Genomic DNA, 15,265 nt, shown 5'->3' on the forward strand with positions numbered 1-15,265 from the left:
TAGGGTCGCTTATCACTTTGGATTCTCACGAGTAGGACAGTTTCTTGACCGCAGTCGTCATCCTCGCCCTCGTCGCCCTCTTCATCGGCCTGCGCCTGTTCAGCGTGCTTGGCGAGCGGACAGGTCACGAGCAGAACCTCGTGAAGGCCGCCGAGCCCGAGGCAAAGCTTTCCGAAGAGCAGCCCAAGGTGGGCGCGGGAACGTCGCCGAGTTTCGACGAGGAGGGCCAGATGGCGTATGTGCCGCTGGCCGGACCGGGCGTGCGGGCGCTTCTCGCTGCCGATCCCCAGTTCGACGTGGCGCGTTTCCTCGAAGGCGCAAAGGGTGCCTACCGGATGATCCTCGAGGCGTTCTGGCGCGGCGACCTCGACGAGGTGCGCGAATTCATTGACGACAATGTCTACGAAGCCTTTGCAGGTGCCGTCGACGCACGGCAGGCGCAGGGCCTGACGCTCGACAACCGGCTCATCACCATCGAGGATGCGATCATCGTGGCGGCCAAGCTCGACCAGTCGATCGCCGAACTGACGGTGCGGTTCGAAGCCGATATCGCCGCGGTGACGCGCGATGAAAGTGGCGAGGTCGTGGCCGGCTCGATGGACGATGCCGTCCAGACGCGCGACCGCTGGACCTTCCGCCGCGACGTCGGCGCACGCGACCCGAACTGGATCCTCGTCGAGACCGACGAAGAAGCATGACGCTGACCGCCCCGGCCCGGATCGGGGCCGTTGCCGCTTTTCTCTTCAGCCTGTCTGCTTGCGCCGCGAGCGTGGAGCCGGTGGGGCGTGCGCCTGCATCAAGCGCACCCGTGACGACATCGAGTGCGGCAGTGCCCCCGACGGTCGAAGCCGCCACCCCCGTTTATGAGAATGCGAGCCGTGCGCCGATCCGCCGCGCGAGCGCCGTGCCGCTTCGCCAGGAGGAGGCCGAGCGCGCGCTGGCGTCCTTCAATCTTTCCTGCCCGAAATTGCTGGCAAGAACCGACCAGTCGGGCCTGACGATGCGCTCCGACTGGGAGCCTCTGTGCGCGGTAGCGAACACCCTGTCGCCCGCGAGTGCCACGACCTTCTTCGAGCGGCAGTTCGACTGGGTCGAGATTGCGGGGGGCGAGGCGTTCGCGACGGGCTATTTCGAGCCGCAGATCGAGGGTAGCCGAACGCGGACCGCGCGGCTGAGCGCGCCTGTCTATCGCGTGCCCGACGACCTGACGCGGGGGACATTCAGCGACGGATCGGGCGAAGGCCGGGGACGACGCGACGCCTCGGGCAATTTCGTGCGCTATTTCGACCGTGCGGCAATCGAAAACGGGGCGCTTGCGGGGCGCGGACTGGAGATCGCTTATGCCGATCCCGTCGACCTCTTCTTCCTGCAGATCCAGGGTTCGGGCCGGCTGCTGCTGCCGGGCGGCGAGGTCGTGCGGATCGGCTATGCCAACCAGAACGGACGCGAATATGTCGCTATCGGGCGGCTCTTGCGGGAGCGAGGCATCATGGAAAGCGGCACCATCACGATGGAAGCGATCCAGAATTATCTGCGCGAGGACCCGGCGCGCGGCGCGGCGCTGATGAACGAGAATCCGAGTTACATTTTCTTTCGCGAACTCACGGGAGCGGGGCCGCTTGGCGCGCTTGAGGTAGCGGTGACGCCATTGGGTTCGGTCGCGGCGGATCCTAAGTTCGTGCCGCTGGGCGCGCCCGTGTGGCTCGACATGCAGAACGACGTCGCAGACGGCCTGTGGGTCGCACAGGATACCGGCGGCGCCATCAAGGGCGCCAACCGCTTCGACACCTTTTGGGGTGCCGGCGCGGCGGCCAAGCGGATCGCGGGCGAGATGTCCTCGAGCGGGACGGCGCGCCTGTTGTTGCCGCGAACGGCGGTGGCGCGTGCGCTCGCTCAGCGCTGAGGAAGCGCAACTCTGGGCCAAGGTGGCCGCGACGATCGAGCCGCTTTCGCGCGCACGCTGCGGAAACGCGGGACCTGCGCCGATAGAGGCGCCCGCGCCGACCCACAAGCAACGCGCAAAGGCCCGCAGTGCGGTCGAACGCTCGCGTCCCCTCATCCATTCCGCACAGCCCGAACGCCATCTCGACGCGACCCTCGATGGCGGATGGGACAAGAAATTGCGGCAGGGAAAGATCACTCCCGACCGGCGAATCGATCTGCACGGCTTCGGGCTCGACGATGCCTGGGAGACGGTCGACCGGGGTCTTGCCAGCGCGATCGCGGCTGGAGCGCGCGTCGTATTGCTCATCACCGGTCACCCGCCCAAGGGCGAGCCCCCGATCGCGCGCGGGCGAATTCGCGGCGCGGTGCACGACTGGCTCGGCGCCTCGCGCCATGCCGATGCGATCGCGGCGGTGCGTCCGGCAGCGCCCGCGCATGGCGGGCGTGGTGCCCTCTATATCGTGCTGCGGCGTCGACGCTGACAGACGCCGGTTAACCTTTTCGACGTGACACTTTCTTAACCCCCTTCCTTTAAGTCTCGTGGGGCTCGGAGCCCGGTCGGTATGGCGGACGTGCGATCGGATTCGTAGCGAGGAGGGGACTGGAGCCCGTGCAATTCAACAAGGCGACAGCGCAGAAGATTTCCAATGCAGTGCTCTCGGGCACGGCAGGGGTCGCCTCGTTTCTGTTCTCGCTGACCGCCTTCCTGTTCCTGAAGGAACTGGACGAACAGATCGTCGCCAGCTTGGTGGCCGGGTCCTTCTGCCTGCTCATTTGCTATATCGCATCGGAGCGTCCCAATTCGGGCAGCGCCAGGGCGATGGTGGCGCTGGGCGACCGGTTGCTCGCTGTCGAGGACGGTGATCTCACCAGCCCGGCACCCGAGGTCGTGCAGAAGAACATGCCCGCGGTGGCGCAAGCGGTCGACAAGCTGTTTGCGGAGGTGCGGGCCTCGATCGACAATGCACACGCGCTGGGCATGTTCGATCCGGTCACCTCGCTCCCCAACCGGCTGCATTTTCGCGGCGAGGTCGATCGCCTGCTGGCGCTGCGCGAGGACGAGGAGAAAGCGGCGATGCTTTTCGTCGACCTCGATCGATTCAAGGCGGTCAACGATAGCCTCGGACATGCGCGCGGCGACCAGCTGCTGACGATGGTCGCCAATCGGCTGCGCATCGTCGTGACCGCGGAAATGCAGGCCGATAGCCTCGCACGTCCGCTCGTCGCTCGGCTTGCTGGCGATGAGTTCACGATTTTCCTGCCGGGCGTGATCGACCGCAAACAGGTCGAACGGGTCGCGCGCCGGATCGCGCAGGCGATTTCCGAGCCGTTCGAACTTCACGGTCACTCGATCGACATCGGCGCCTCGGTGGGTGTCGGCATGTGCCCGCGCCACGGCACGAGTGTCGAGAGCCTGATGCGCGCGGCGGACATCGCGATGTATGAGGCGAAGAATCTGGGTGGCGGCCAATATTGCCTCTTCTCCGATGCCTTGAGCGAGGAACATCAGCGCAAGATCGAGACCGAACGGGCGCTGACCGAAGGTCTCGAGCGCGGTGAATTCAGCCTTGCGCTCCAGCCGCAGATGAGCCTCAAGACAGGCGAGATCATCGGCGCCGAGGCGCTGTTGCGCTGGAATCATCCGCAAGGCGATGTCCGCAAGCCGTCAAGCTTTATCGAGATTGCCGAGAATTGCGGGGTCATCAGCGATATCGGGGACTGGGTGCTGGCGGAATGCGCCGAGATCCTGACCCAGTGGAAGGCGTCGGGCAATCCACGGCGCCTCGCGGTTAACGTCAGCCCGCGACAGCTCGATCGGGCCGATTTCTTCGCGCGTGTGCGCGACGCGTTCGCCAGCCGCGGCGTTCCCCTCAGTCTCGTCGAACTGGAGCTGTCGGAGACGGCGGCGATGTCCTGTTCGGACGAGAATATCGCTGCGATGGCAGCACTGCGCGCGGAAGGCGCGACCATCGCGATCGACGATTTCGGAACGGGCTATTCGAACATCGCGCGTTTGCGTTCGATGCCGCTCGATCGCGTTAAACTCGATCCCAGTCTCGTGGTGGACATCGATCGGTCGGAAAAAGCGCGTAACATCGTCCAGTCGGTGATCACTCTGGTGCATGCGGTGGGCGCCGATATCGTGGCCGAAGCGATCGAGAATGCCGCGCAGGCCGACATTCTCCGCACGATGGGCGCGCAAGTGGTCCAGGGCTATGTCTTCGCCGAACCGATGGGCGAGGAGGAATTCTTTGCCTGGGTGCGCAATGCCGAGCGCGGGCCTGGCGAGACGCGGCTCGAATTAATCGCGGGCGGTAACGCGGCGGCCTAGGCCGTGATGCGCTCGATCACGCCCTTGTAGATGCGCGCCAGCGCGCGAATGTCCTCGACCGCTGCTGCTTCACCGACCTTGTGCATGGTCGCATTGGGCAAACCGAAATCGACGACGGGGCAGAGCGCGGTGATGAATCGTCCGTCCGACGTACCGCCCTTGGTGGAAAGGTCGGTCTCGATGCCGGTCACGTCGCGAATGGCATGTGTCAGGGCATCGTAGAGCGGGCCGGGGGGCGTCAGAAAACTTTCCCCCGATACGCGGGTCTTCACCTTGGCCTGCGGATCGACGTCCTTCACGCGGGCGACGAGTTCGCGCGCGAGGTCTTCGCCTTTATGAAGGCTGGTAAAACGGATATTCAACTGCGCGTCGGCATGACCCGGGATGACGTTCGACGCCTTGGTCGGCGTGTCCAGCGCGACGAATTCGAGGTTCGATGGCTGGAATTCGTCGGTGCCCTCGTCGATGACCCATTCTTCGAGCGCGGTAATGATTTTCGCGAGCCGCGGCACCGGATTGTCGGCAAGATGCGGGTAGGCGACGTGTCCCTGATGGCCGGGGACTTCGAGCCAGACGTTGAGCGAACCGCGGCGGCCGATCTTGACGGTATCACCGAGCCGATCGACCGACGTGGGCTCGCCGATCAGGCAATGATCGGGGCGGATGCCGCGCTCGTTGAGCCAGTCGATGATGCGCGGGGTTCCATAGGTGGCATAGCCCTCCTCGTCGCCGGTGATGAGGAAGGACTGGATGCCGGTTTCGGGCAGCGCATCGGCGATGGCGGCGGCATAGGCGGCGATGGCGCTCTTCATGTCGCAGGCACCACGACCGTAGAGAATGCCGTCCTCGATGACGGGATCGTACGGGTCGCTGGCCCATCCCTTGCCCTCGGGCACCACGTCGAGATGGCCCGCGAACGCAAAATGGATGCCCGGTTTGCCGGTGTCGCGGATGGCGACCATATTCTCGGTCGGGCCGTCGGGTTCCTCGCCGAGCACGAAGCGGTGGATCGTGAATCCCAGCGGTTCGATGGCGCCGGCGAGGACGTCGAACACCTTGCCGCGCGCGGGGGTGATGCTTTTCTCGGCGATCAGGCGGGCGGCGAGGTCGACGGGATCGATGCTCATCCTCCCGCTCCCTGCTCGTAATCCTCGATCTGCCAGGGTTCCTCCTGCGCCAGCTCGATCCACTCGACGACATGCGCATGGTGGATGACGGCGCTCGCATATTGGGCGGCGAAGGACGGCAGCGGCGTCTTGTAGGTGACGAAGCGCGTGACGACGGGAGCGAACATCATGTCGACCGCGCCCCATTCGCCGAACAGATAGTCGCCCGTGCCGGTGCGTCGCGCCCGGGCCTGCGCCCAGAGCGTGAGGATGCGGTCGATCTCGGGAATGAGATCGGGCCCGATGTGGAAATCTTCGACGCGCTTGCGCACATTCATCGGCATCAGCTTGCGCAGATGAGGGAAGCTGGAATGCATTTCGGCGGCCATCGACCGCGCCATGCCGCGCGCGGCGGGGTCCTCGGGCCAGAAGGGATAATCGGATCGCTCGGCGCAGGTCTCGATGATGGCAAGGCTGTCCCAGATGACGGTATCGCCGTCCCACAAGAGCGGCACCTTGCCGCCACCGGGGGCGAATTCGTTGCCCTCGCGGCGCTGTTCCCATTCCTCATCGAACAGGGGGACGACCAATTCCTCGAAGTCGAGCCCCGAGGCCTTCAGCCCCAGCCAGCCGCGCAGCGACCAGCTGGAATAGGCACGGTTGCCGATAATCAATTTCATGCGCGGACCTTTTGCGGGTAGGACATCGAAGACAGTCAATGCATGGGCGCATCGCGTAGTTCAGGGGGGATGACAAGGGTGAGCGGCGAGGGGGGCGTGACGACGTCGCGGACGTGGGCGGTGCTGGGCGCGATCCTGCTCGGCGGACTGTTCGTTCGCGCGGTCGCGATCGGCGCGCAGCCACTCTGGGGGGACGAGAGCCTCAGCCTCGTCGTGGCGCGCTATTCCTTGAACGAGCTGTTTTTCGAGCCGGTCGATCCGACGCCGGGGCTCTATTATGCGGTGCAGAATTTGTGGCTGCCGGCGGGCGACGCAGGCTGGGTAGTGCGGATGCCCGCGCTCGTCTTCGGGACGGCGACGATCGGCGCGGCCTTCTGGTTGGGCCGCGCGGCGCATTCGACTGCGGCGGGGTTGTGGTGCGCCGCGCTGGTGGCGGTGATGCCGCCGCTCGTCGATTATGCGCAGGAAGCGCGGGCTTATGCGCTGCTCGTACTGCTCGGAACGCTGATGCTGGCGGCGGTGGCGAGTGCGCTGTCCGGCGACACAGTCCGGCGAGGGCGGCTGGTGCTGGCCATCCTGTTCGCGGTGCTGGCCATCTACACGCACGTCACGGCATGGCTTCTGGTGGGGACGGTGGGGCTCGCCGCCTTGTCGATGGTGATGCGGCGCGATGCGGTGCCTCTTTGGCAGGTGCTTGCGGCGTTGGTCGTTGCGGCGCTGCTGGTGCTGCCCGAGGCGCTGCGGGTGCTCGCTTATGCTAGGATCAGCCAGTTCAACTGGCTCGGGCAGGAGAGCATCGGAGGCGTCATTGCCATTCTGGCGGGGCTGGTGCTGCCGGTGCCGGTCGAGGACGGTCGGTCGGGCGGGAATTTGATCTTCACGATCCTCGCAACATCCGTCCTCGCGCTCGCTGCATGGCTCGTCGTCCAGAGACGGCTTGCCGAGAAACACGGCTCGGCAGAATGGCCGCCGGTGGCGCTGATCCTCTGTCTCGTCGTGACGTTGGGGTTTCCTCTTGCGCTCTTCGGCGCCGGACTTGTCACGCCGATGCTGATGCCTCGTACGCTCTTGCCGTTCACGATCGGGATCGCGCTCGCGGGCGCCATCATGATCGTGCGCAGCGGTTCTACGGCTTTGGGTGTCGCCGGGCTGGTCCTGATCGGATCGCAGCTGGCCTTGTTCTCAACGGCGCGTGAGAAGCCCGACTGGCGCGGCGTGGCGACGGCGGTCGAGGCCGAGGGCGAGGGCCCCGTGATCGTCTGTGCGGACTGGAACCTGCCGGCCTTCGTCTCCGCATATCGGACACGCGACGCCGAGCGCGACATGATGTTGACGGTCGGACGGAGGATCGTCGCGGTCGGCACGGCGGAGGGAGCGCTAGAGCGATTTAGAACGCGTGTGTGGGAACCGCGAACGCTGCGCGAGCGCGGGCTCGATCGGGAGTTCGTGGTCGATCCCGCCATGCTCGACGATGCGGTGATCGTTTCTGCCGGGTGCGAGGCGCCCATCGCGCGGTGGCTGGACGAGCAGTTGCCCGTAGCGGCACGCAAAACCGTCGCGACATTCGCTGCCGGGAGCGACTTTCCCGAGATGCAGGTCGAGCGGTTCCGGCGCTAGAGCCGTGAGGAGTCGATAATGGCGGCGCGAAGCTCGTCGATGCCCAAGCCCTTTTCGCTCGAGGTGACGAACATCTCGGGATGGGCGGCAGGGTGCTTCTTGGCTTCGGCTTCGGTCGCGGCGCGGGTCTTTTCGAGTTCGCTGGCCTTGAGCTTGTCGGCCTTGGTGAGGACAATGTGATAATTCACCGCCGCGCCGTCGAGCATCGTCATGATCTCGCGGTCGACGTCCTTGATGCCGCGCCGCGCGTCGATGAGCAGCATGGTGCGCTTCAGGACCTGACGACCGCGCAGATAATCCTGCACCAGCGCTTTCCACTGCGCCACCATCTGCACCGGGGCCTTGGCGAAGCCGTAGCCGGGCATGTCGACGAGGCGCAGTTCGACGGGCTCGCCGATCTCGAAGAAATTGAGTTCCTGCGTGCGCCCCGGCGTATTCGACGTGCGCGCGAGTTTCTTGCGCCCGGTGAGCGCGTTGAGAAGCGAGGATTTGCCGACGTTGGAGCGGCCCGCGAAGGCAATTTCCGGAACGGTGGCGTCGGGCAGAAACTTGAGCGAGGGCGCCGACAGCAGAAACTCGACCTTGCCGGTCAGAAGCTTCCGCGCCTCGTTGGGATCGACGCTCATTCTGTCGCCGGATGTGCAGCCTTGCCCATCCCCTCTGCTTCCAGATCGTAGCGCCGGTACAGCCACTTTTGCTGCGCGATCGTGAGAATGTTTGAGGTCACCCAGTAGAGCTGGAGGCCGGCCGCGAAGGGCGCCATGATGAACATGAGGATCCAGGGCATGATCGAGAAGATCTGCTTCTGCATCGGGTCCATCGGCGCGGGGTTGAGACGGAACTGCAGCCACATCGTGATGCCGAGCAGAATCGGAAGGATGCCGATCGCAAGGAAGCCCGGCGGGGTGAAGGGCAGGAGGCCGAACAGGTTGACGGGGGTCAGCGGGTCGGGCGCCGAGAGGTCCTGAAGCCAGAGCACGAAGGGCTGGTGGCGCATTTCCACGCTGACGAGCAGCACCTTGTAGAGCGCGTAGAAGATCGGGATCTGGATGAAGATCGGCAGACAGCCCGCGAGCGGATTGATCTTCTCGGTCTGGTAGAGCTTGAGCATTTCCTGCTGAAGCTTCTGCTTGTCGTCCTTGTAGCGCTCCTGCAGCGCCTTCAGCTTGGGCTGCACCTTGCGCATGCCCGCCATCGAGCGGAACTGCTTGTTCGCAACCGGGAATAGCACGAGGCGGACGAGGAACGTCAGGACGATGATCGCGACGCCGAAATTGCCGGTGACCTTGAACAGGAAGCGCAGCAAGTCGAACATCGGGCGCATGAACCACTCGAACCAGCCCCAGTCGATCGCCTTGGAGAGACGCGGAATGCCTTCGGCGTCGTAGCGGTCGAGGACGCCCTTCTCCTTCGCGCCCGCGTAGAAACGCGCGTCGAAGGTGGTGGCCTGTCCAGGCTGCACCACGACGGGAGCGGCGATATAATCGGCCTGATAGGAACCGCTCGGCGTTTCGACCATGCGCGCGTTCACGTTCGAGGACTGGTCGGGGACGATGGCCGTGAGCCAATATTTGTCGGTGAACCCCAGCCAGCCGCCTTCGCTCTCGAAACGCTCGCCCTTCGATCCGGCGTCCTCGAGATCATCATAGCCGACGCCATATTCGGCGGCATCGTTGAAGACGCCCATGGGGCCGACGTGGACGGTCCACAGTCCGAGCGTCTCGGGTTGTTCGGCACGTGTCGTGAGCGCGTAGGGCCGCACCGCGATCGCACCCGAGCCGCGGTTTTCCACGCGCTGGTCGATGGTGAAGAGATAATCCTCGTCGACCGAGATGCGCTGGATGAAGGTCTGCCCACTGCCGTTCTGCCAGCGCAGCGTGACGGGATCCTCGGTGGTCAGCGTCGTGTCGTCGGCCTGCCAGACGGTATCGGCGCCGGGCAGTTCGATCCCGTCTCCAACCCATCCGAACTGCGCGAAATAGCTCTTATCCACGCCCTGCGGCGAGAGAAGGTGGATGCGCTCCTCGCCATTGAGCATCTCGGTGTGGCGCGTCAGCATCAGGTCGTCGAAGCGCGCGCCGGTGCGATTGATCGAGCCGGTGAGGCTGGGGGTCCGGATCGCCACGCGATCGGTCTCGCCCACGACCTCGTCATAATCGCGAAGCGCGGTGGTGTCGGTCGGACCCGCCGGGCTGATATCGACATCGCTGGGGCCGGGTACGTCAACGACTTCGCCGTCCTGCACGGTAACGGTCTCGTCGGCAGCGGTGGGGAAATAGCGGTCGCTGACCACGCTCCAGCCGATGAGGACGAGGATGCTCAGCACGATCGCGAGCATCATGTTGCGGTTGTCGTTCACGTGGATAGGCCCCGTTTAATAAGGATTACGGAACGGGGTCATGACCCTGTCCCCCCCAAGGATGGCAGCGGCAGATCCGCTTGGTGGCGAGCCAACTGCCCTTCACCGGCCCATAGCGCGTCCAGGCGGTGATCGCATAGGCCGAGCAGCTCGGCGTGAATCGGCAGGACGGCGGCAGGATGCGCGAAGGGCCCTTCTGCCACGCCTTGGCGACGAGGATCAGGGCCCTTGTAATCATCGCGCCGCCCGATCGAGTGCCTGATGGAGTTCATCGCGCAGCAGCCAGAAGTCGCGTTCGGCAGCCTTGGCGCGCGCGATGATGATATGATCGGCGCCGGGTCGCCCGTGATCGGGCAGCAACACGCGGGCCAGTTCGCGAAGGCGGCGCTTGGTGCGATTGCGCACCACGGCATTGCCAACCTTTTTCGAGACTGTGTAGCCGACGCGTATCGCGGCATCCTTGTCCCCGCGGTCGTGGACGAGGAGGACGAAGCCCGGGGTGGCGACGCGCTTGCCGGCATTGGCGGCAAGGAAATCGCGTCGTGCCCGGACCGTCGAAATCGTCAGGCCGAGAGCTTCTTGCGGCCCTTGGCGCGGCGACGCGCCAATACCTTGCGGCCATTGGCATCGGCCATGCGCGTACGGAAACCGTGACGACGCTTGCGGACCAGGTTGCTCGGTTGGAACGTGCGTTTCATCGCTCAAATCCTCGAAAAAGCGGTTGAATGAAAAAGGGCCGCGCTGCGGCGGCCTCCCGTTGCGCGCGGCATTACTGTCATCGGCGCGCAAAGTCAAACCGCTCACGACTGTTCCTCGCGATAGCCGATGCGCGCTGCGTCGTGGACGTCGGCGCCCTGCTTGCGCAGCTTGGCACGGCGGCGGGCGGATTTTCGACGCAGGCCCCAGTCGGCCCAGCGCCCCGCCTCGGGCTGCCAGCGCTTGAAGCGCACATATTGCCGTCGCGCCCAGCGCGAGGTGCGCAGGCACAGCGCGAGCCCGAAGGCGAACACGAAGACCCCGCCGGGGCCGGGCAGGATGCCGACCGCAGGGGACGCGATGATGACGAGCACGCCGACGACGAACATGATCGTGCGCCAGGGGTCGTGGTCGATCCATCGCTTCGGTCTTCTGCCCATGACGACCATGTGGTGTGTGTTTGCGACTCTCTCAAGACGGGACGGGGCGATCGACGCGACTTGTTTTCACTCGTGCGCGCTCTAGGGTTGTGCACGCCGAGCTAGGGGGATTTTTGCGTGGCCTGAAACTGAATTCGATGGACGCTCGCTGATGGTCGCGATCGTCGACACCGTAGCCTATCTGGGGCTCGAAGCGCGCAAAGTGGAATGCCAGGTGCAGCTTTCTGCCGGCATTCCCAATTTCATCATCGTCGGGTTGCCCGACAAAGCGGTGGGCGAAAGCCGCGAACGGGTGCGGAGCGCCTTGTCCGCAATCGGCCTGTCGCTGCCGCCCAAACGCGTGACGGTGAACCTGTCACCCGCCGATCTTCCCAAGGAAGGCTCGCATTTCGATCTTCCGATCGCCTTGGGGCTCCTTGCGGCGATGGGGGTGATCGATGCCGAGATGCTGTCGCATTATATCGCGGTCGGAGAATTGGGACTCGACGGGCGGATCGCCGCTTCGCCCGGCGTTCTGCTGGCGGCGATGCACGCGGCGGGGGCCGACAAGGGGCTTATCTGTCCCCATGCACAGGGGGCCGAAGCGGCTTGGGCGGGCGACGTCGAGGTGCTGGCGGCGGGCGATCTTCTCGCGCTGCTCGGGCATTTCAAGGGAACCAGCGTCATCAAGCCGCCCGAGCCGGGGGAGCCGGAGGAGCTGACGAGCGGGCCCGATTTGCGGCAGGTGAAGGGGCAGGAGACCCCCAAGAGAGCGCTCGAGATCGCGGCGGCGGGAGGACATAATCTGCTGATGAGCGGACCGCCCGGGTCGGGCAAATCGCTGCTGGCGAGTTGCCTCCCGTCGATCCTGCCACCGCTGGGACCTAGCGAAGCACTGGAAGTGTCGATGATCGCGAGCGTGGCAGGGACGCTGGAAGGCGGGCGGCTGAAGAGGCGACGGCCGTTCCGCGATCCGCATCATTCGGCGAGCATGCCGGCGCTGGTGGGCGGCGGACTCAAGGTGAAGCCGGGAGAGATCAGCCTCGCGCATCTCGGGGTGTTGTTTCTCGACGAATTGCCGGAATTCCAGCGCGGGGTGCTCGATTCATTGCGGCAGCCCCTCGAGACGGGGACGGTCAGCGTGGCGCGGGCGAATGCGCATCTTACCTTTCCCGCGCGCGTGCAACTGGTGGCGGCAATGAATCCTTGCCGATGCGGGCACCTCGGCGATCCGGCGCTAGCCTGCGCGCGCGCGCCGCGCTGTGCGGCCGACTATCAGGCGAAGGTATCGGGACCGCTGATGGATCGTATCGACCTGCACGTCGAAGTCGCGGCGGTGAGCGCGGCAGACCTGACGCTACCGCGACCTGCGGAAGGAAGCGCGGAGGTCGCCGTGCGGGTCGCGGCAGCGCGCGAGCGACAGACGATCCGCTATCGGGACACGGGCATCCGCATCAACGCCGAGGCCGATGCGGACCAGCTTGAAGCACATGCAACCCCGGACGAGGCGGGAGCGCGGCTGCTGGCCGATGCGGCGTCGGCGATGCGGCTATCGGCACGTGGGTATCACCGCGTGCTGCGGGTGGCCCGAACGATCGCCGACCTGGCGCAAAGCGACCAGGTCGGACGAATTCATGTGGCCGAAGCACTTAGCTATCGCCACCAGCCACCGCGCAACTAGCGGCGGGGGGGTGCGCTCGGCGGGGGAGCGACAGGGCGCTCGTCCTGTGTGTCGAGCGCGTTGGGAGTTCCATCGCCGTCGCGATCGCCCATGGGGCGGTTGCGGTCGCCAGGTTCATCGCGCGCATCGAGCGCGTTGGGTGTTCCGTCGCCGTCGCGGTCGCCCAAGGGGCGGTTGCGGTCGCCGCGTTCGTCGCGCGCATCGAGCGCGTTGGGGGTTCCGTCGCCGTCGCGATCGCCGAGCGGGCGTTCGGATGCCGGGCGCGGCGGATTGGCGGGCGTATCGCGGGTATCGAGCGCATTGGGCATTCCGTCACCGTCGCGGTCTCCGGTCGCACGATCCACGGCCTGATCGACGTCCCGCATCAACTCGTCGAAGAGTGTGCGGTAATGGATCATGCCGCGACGCATTTCCTCAGTCGTCGCATTGCCCGCTTCGTGGCGGGTGACGATATCGTGACCTGCGCGATACTCGGAAACCACCTTCGGGTGGTTGACCGACAGATCCTCGTACTGATGTTCGAAATCGTCGATCGGATAGCCCTTGTCGCGCATCACATCGTCGATCAGCGTGTGCGCACGACGCACCGCATTATCGGGATGATCGACGAACTCGGACTGCACGTCGGTCCAGGTCGAGGTGTAGCGGTCGCGCTGCGCGGTGGTCAGCGGGCGGATGTCATACTGCGAAACGCGGTCCTGCCGCTCTTCCAGCGCCTTTTCGGCGGCATGCTGGGAATCGGAACGCTCGAGCGTGCGGTCATATTCGTCACCGAACTGACCCTTGAGTTCATCGGTATGCTTCTTCCGGTTGGCCATAATGACGAGGCCGACGACGACCAGCGCACCAACGATGATAAGAACGAGAAGTAACGGATCCATGGGGCAGGCTCCTTGCATGCGCCGTGCCCTGTTGATCGGCCGTGGCGCGTTACTGACCCTGTGCCAATGGATCGGCGCGGCCCATGTTCCCTCGCCACGGCCTCACGCGATATTGCGCATCGCGCGCGGCTCTTGTAGGTCCGCGCTTCGCTGGTGTCGGCCTCCGTGGCGGAATTGGTAGACGCGATCGACTCAAAATCGATTTTCTTACGAAGTGCCGGTTCGAGTCCGGCCGGAGGTACCAGCACAAAGGTCCGTTCTTCGAGACGGCCGACGTGCTGGCCCCGCAGCGAAGTGGAGGTCTGCCTAGCCCCTCACAAACCGCTTTGCCGTATCACGCGCCGTCGCTAGGTTCGCGTTCATGGCAGCACCGCTTCCCGACGAACATATCGAATTGCAGGATGGGCATACGCTCGAAGTGAAGCGCGTGCGGTTGCTCGCCGCAGTGGCGCTCTTCATGGGCCTGCTCGTCGTCATCGCCTTGCCCTTTGCCTTGTCGCTCGGCGCGGAATTCTTCCTGCCGACAGCGGCCGCGCTGGTGATCGCGATCGCGCTCGTTCCGCTGCTCGAATGGTTCGAGCGGCGCGGGTTGCCGAGCGCGGTTGCGAGTATCGCCAGCCTCATCCTCTTCATCCTCTTCGCAAGCTTCGTGATCGCCTCGATCGTGCTTCCCGCGATCGACTATTTTGCCCTCATCCCCGAGCGCATCGACCGGATCCGCGATACGGTCATGCCGATCATCCAATATTATGCGCAACTGGAAGCCTTTATCGAGGACGCCTTCTCCGGGATGAGCGCGGACGGGACGAATACGGCCGTCGCGGTGACGACCCCCGATTCGGTGCTCGACCTGTTCGCGACCTCGGCGCCCATCGCGCTCATCCAGATGTTCTATGCCATGCTGGTCATCTTCTTCTTCCTGTCGCGCTGGACCGCCATGCGCGAGAGCACGATCACGAGCCGCGGCAGCTTCGAAGGAGCGTTGACGACCGCGCGGGTCATCGGACAGGTCGTCGATGCGACGTCGACCTATATCGGCACCATCACGTTCATCAATGTCTCGCTGGGGATCGTGACGGCCTTCGCCTTATGGATCATCGGGATGGACAGTCCCATCATGTGGGGCGGCATCGTCGCGGTCACCAATTTCATTCCCTATCTGGGACCGATCGCGGCGACTCTGCTGTTGGCCGTGGGCGGGCTGATGGCGTTCGCCGACCCTTGGGCGGCGCTGCTGCCGCCGCTTCTCTTCGTGGTCTTTCACATGATCGAGGCGAACGTCCTCACGCCCTTCGTGGTCGGCAAGCGGGTGCAGGTCTCGCCGCTTCTGATCCTCATCTCCTTGAGCTTCTGGGCGTGGATCTGGGGTGTGGTGGGGGCGTTGCTGGCGGTTCCCCTGTTGATCATCATCAAGACCGTGATCGCGGCGGCGGGCACGCCCGATATCGCGGGCTTCCTGTTCGAGCATGGCACGCTCACGCACGCGGGCGAGGACAAGGACGAAAGTTCGAAAGAAAAACGGCAATAGCTTGTTGACAGGTGGGGGCACC

Annotated in this window: 16 protein-coding genes and 1 tRNA gene; 8 read left to right on the top strand and 9 right to left on the bottom strand. The window is 65.0% G+C overall.

From position 1 onward, the window contains the following. Window positions 1-44: 44 nt before the first annotated feature. From WJS89_RS00830 to WJS89_RS00845, 4 genes are all read left to right on the top strand, one after another. Complete coding sequence (locus tag WJS89_RS00830) at window positions 45-698, top strand: Tim44/TimA family putative adaptor protein (RefSeq protein WP_346339039.1); 654 nt, start codon at window positions 45-47, stop codon at window positions 696-698. After that, the gene (mltA, locus tag WJS89_RS00835; RefSeq protein WP_346339040.1) at window positions 695-1,903 is read left to right on the top strand and encodes a murein transglycosylase A; all 1,209 of its coding nucleotides are present in this window, start codon (window positions 695-697) and stop codon (window positions 1,901-1,903) included. The genes WJS89_RS00830 and mltA overlap by 4 nt, the downstream gene beginning before the upstream one ends. After that, entirely contained in the window at window positions 1,884-2,426 is a 543-nt protein-coding gene (locus tag WJS89_RS00840) for a Smr/MutS family protein (protein WP_346339041.1), read from the top strand. Before mltA ends, WJS89_RS00840 begins: the two co-directional genes overlap by 20 nt. Window positions 2,427-2,554: 128 nt before the next feature. After that, window positions 2,555-4,276 (top strand): putative bifunctional diguanylate cyclase/phosphodiesterase, encoded by a 1,722-nt coding sequence (locus WJS89_RS00845; protein WP_346339042.1) that lies wholly within the window; start codon window positions 2,555-2,557, stop codon window positions 4,274-4,276. On the opposite strand, the gene dapE is transcribed toward WJS89_RS00845, so the two are convergent. Continuing rightward, on the bottom strand, window positions 4,273-5,403 hold the full coding sequence (gene dapE / locus WJS89_RS00850; RefSeq protein ID WP_346339043.1) for a succinyl-diaminopimelate desuccinylase: 1,131 nt from the start codon (window positions 5,401-5,403) through the stop codon (window positions 4,273-4,275). The two genes, WJS89_RS00845 and dapE, sit on opposite strands and share 4 nt — an antisense overlap. Then, window positions 5,400-6,062 carry a glutathione S-transferase family protein gene (locus WJS89_RS00855; RefSeq protein ID WP_346339044.1) on the bottom strand — a complete coding sequence of 221 codons (663 nt, stop codon included), beginning with the start codon at window positions 6,060-6,062 and terminating at the stop codon, window positions 5,400-5,402. The genes dapE and WJS89_RS00855 overlap by 4 nt, the downstream gene beginning before the upstream one ends. A gap of 78 nt (window positions 6,063-6,140) precedes the next feature. On the opposite strand from WJS89_RS00855, the gene WJS89_RS00860 reads away from it, so the two are divergent. Continuing rightward, window positions 6,141-7,679: a glycosyltransferase family 39 protein gene (locus tag WJS89_RS00860; RefSeq protein ID WP_346339045.1), complete on the top strand. Its 1,539-nt coding sequence runs from the start codon at window positions 6,141-6,143 to the stop codon at window positions 7,677-7,679. On the opposite strand, the gene yihA is transcribed toward WJS89_RS00860, so the two are convergent. The 6 genes from yihA to WJS89_RS00890 all read right to left on the bottom strand — a co-directional run bounded on the left by yihA (window position 7,676) and on the right by WJS89_RS00890 (window position 11,174). Then, window positions 7,676-8,305, bottom strand: a complete 630-nt coding sequence (gene yihA / locus WJS89_RS00865; protein ID WP_346339046.1) for a ribosome biogenesis GTP-binding protein YihA/YsxC — start codon at window positions 8,303-8,305, stop codon at window positions 7,676-7,678. The genes WJS89_RS00860 and yihA overlap by 4 nt on opposite strands. Continuing rightward, window positions 8,302-10,038: a membrane protein insertase YidC gene (gene yidC / locus WJS89_RS00870; RefSeq protein ID WP_346339047.1), complete on the bottom strand. Its 1,737-nt coding sequence runs from the start codon at window positions 10,036-10,038 to the stop codon at window positions 8,302-8,304. Before yidC ends, yihA begins: the two co-directional genes overlap by 4 nt. A 25-nt stretch (window positions 10,039-10,063) precedes the next feature. After that, a complete protein-coding gene (gene yidD, locus WJS89_RS00875) occupies window positions 10,064-10,276 on the bottom strand; it encodes a membrane protein insertion efficiency factor YidD (protein WP_346339048.1) in 213 nt (70 codons plus the stop codon). After that, the gene (gene rnpA, locus WJS89_RS00880) at window positions 10,273-10,647 is read right to left on the bottom strand and encodes a ribonuclease P protein component (protein ID WP_346340058.1); all 375 of its coding nucleotides are present in this window, start codon (window positions 10,645-10,647) and stop codon (window positions 10,273-10,275) included. The genes yidD and rnpA overlap by 4 nt, the downstream gene beginning before the upstream one ends. Next, window positions 10,602-10,736 carry a 50S ribosomal protein L34 gene (gene rpmH, locus WJS89_RS00885; RefSeq protein ID WP_252115532.1) on the bottom strand — a complete coding sequence of 45 codons (135 nt, stop codon included), beginning with the start codon at window positions 10,734-10,736 and terminating at the stop codon, window positions 10,602-10,604. Before rpmH ends, rnpA begins: the two co-directional genes overlap by 46 nt. 102 nt (window positions 10,737-10,838) lie before the next feature. Further along, window positions 10,839-11,174 (bottom strand): hypothetical protein, encoded by a 336-nt coding sequence (locus WJS89_RS00890; RefSeq protein ID WP_346339049.1) that lies wholly within the window; start codon window positions 11,172-11,174, stop codon window positions 10,839-10,841. A 151-nt stretch (window positions 11,175-11,325) separates the two neighbouring features. Here WJS89_RS00890 and WJS89_RS00895 point away from each other — a divergent pair, with 151 nt between their 5' ends. Further along, a complete protein-coding gene (locus WJS89_RS00895) occupies window positions 11,326-12,834 on the top strand; it encodes a YifB family Mg chelatase-like AAA ATPase (protein WP_346339050.1) in 1,509 nt (502 codons plus the stop codon). On the opposite strand, the gene WJS89_RS00900 is transcribed toward WJS89_RS00895, so the two are convergent. Further along, complete coding sequence (locus tag WJS89_RS00900) at window positions 12,831-13,715, bottom strand: hypothetical protein (protein WP_346339051.1); 885 nt, start codon at window positions 13,713-13,715, stop codon at window positions 12,831-12,833. The genes WJS89_RS00895 and WJS89_RS00900 overlap by 4 nt on opposite strands. A 159-nt stretch (window positions 13,716-13,874) precedes the next feature. Between WJS89_RS00900 and WJS89_RS00905 the strand changes: the two genes are divergently transcribed. Further along, a tRNA-Leu gene (locus WJS89_RS00905) sits at window positions 13,875-13,959 on the top strand. Between the two features lie 117 nt (window positions 13,960-14,076). After that, the gene (locus WJS89_RS00910; protein ID WP_346339052.1) at window positions 14,077-15,243 is read left to right on the top strand and encodes an AI-2E family transporter; all 1,167 of its coding nucleotides are present in this window, start codon (window positions 14,077-14,079) and stop codon (window positions 15,241-15,243) included. Window positions 15,244-15,265 lie beyond the last annotated feature (22 nt).

The organism is Sphingomicrobium aquimarinum, from assembly GCF_039655735.1.
GTDB classification, from domain to species: domain Bacteria; phylum Pseudomonadota; class Alphaproteobacteria; order Sphingomonadales; family Sphingomonadaceae; genus Sphingomicrobium; species Sphingomicrobium aquimarinum.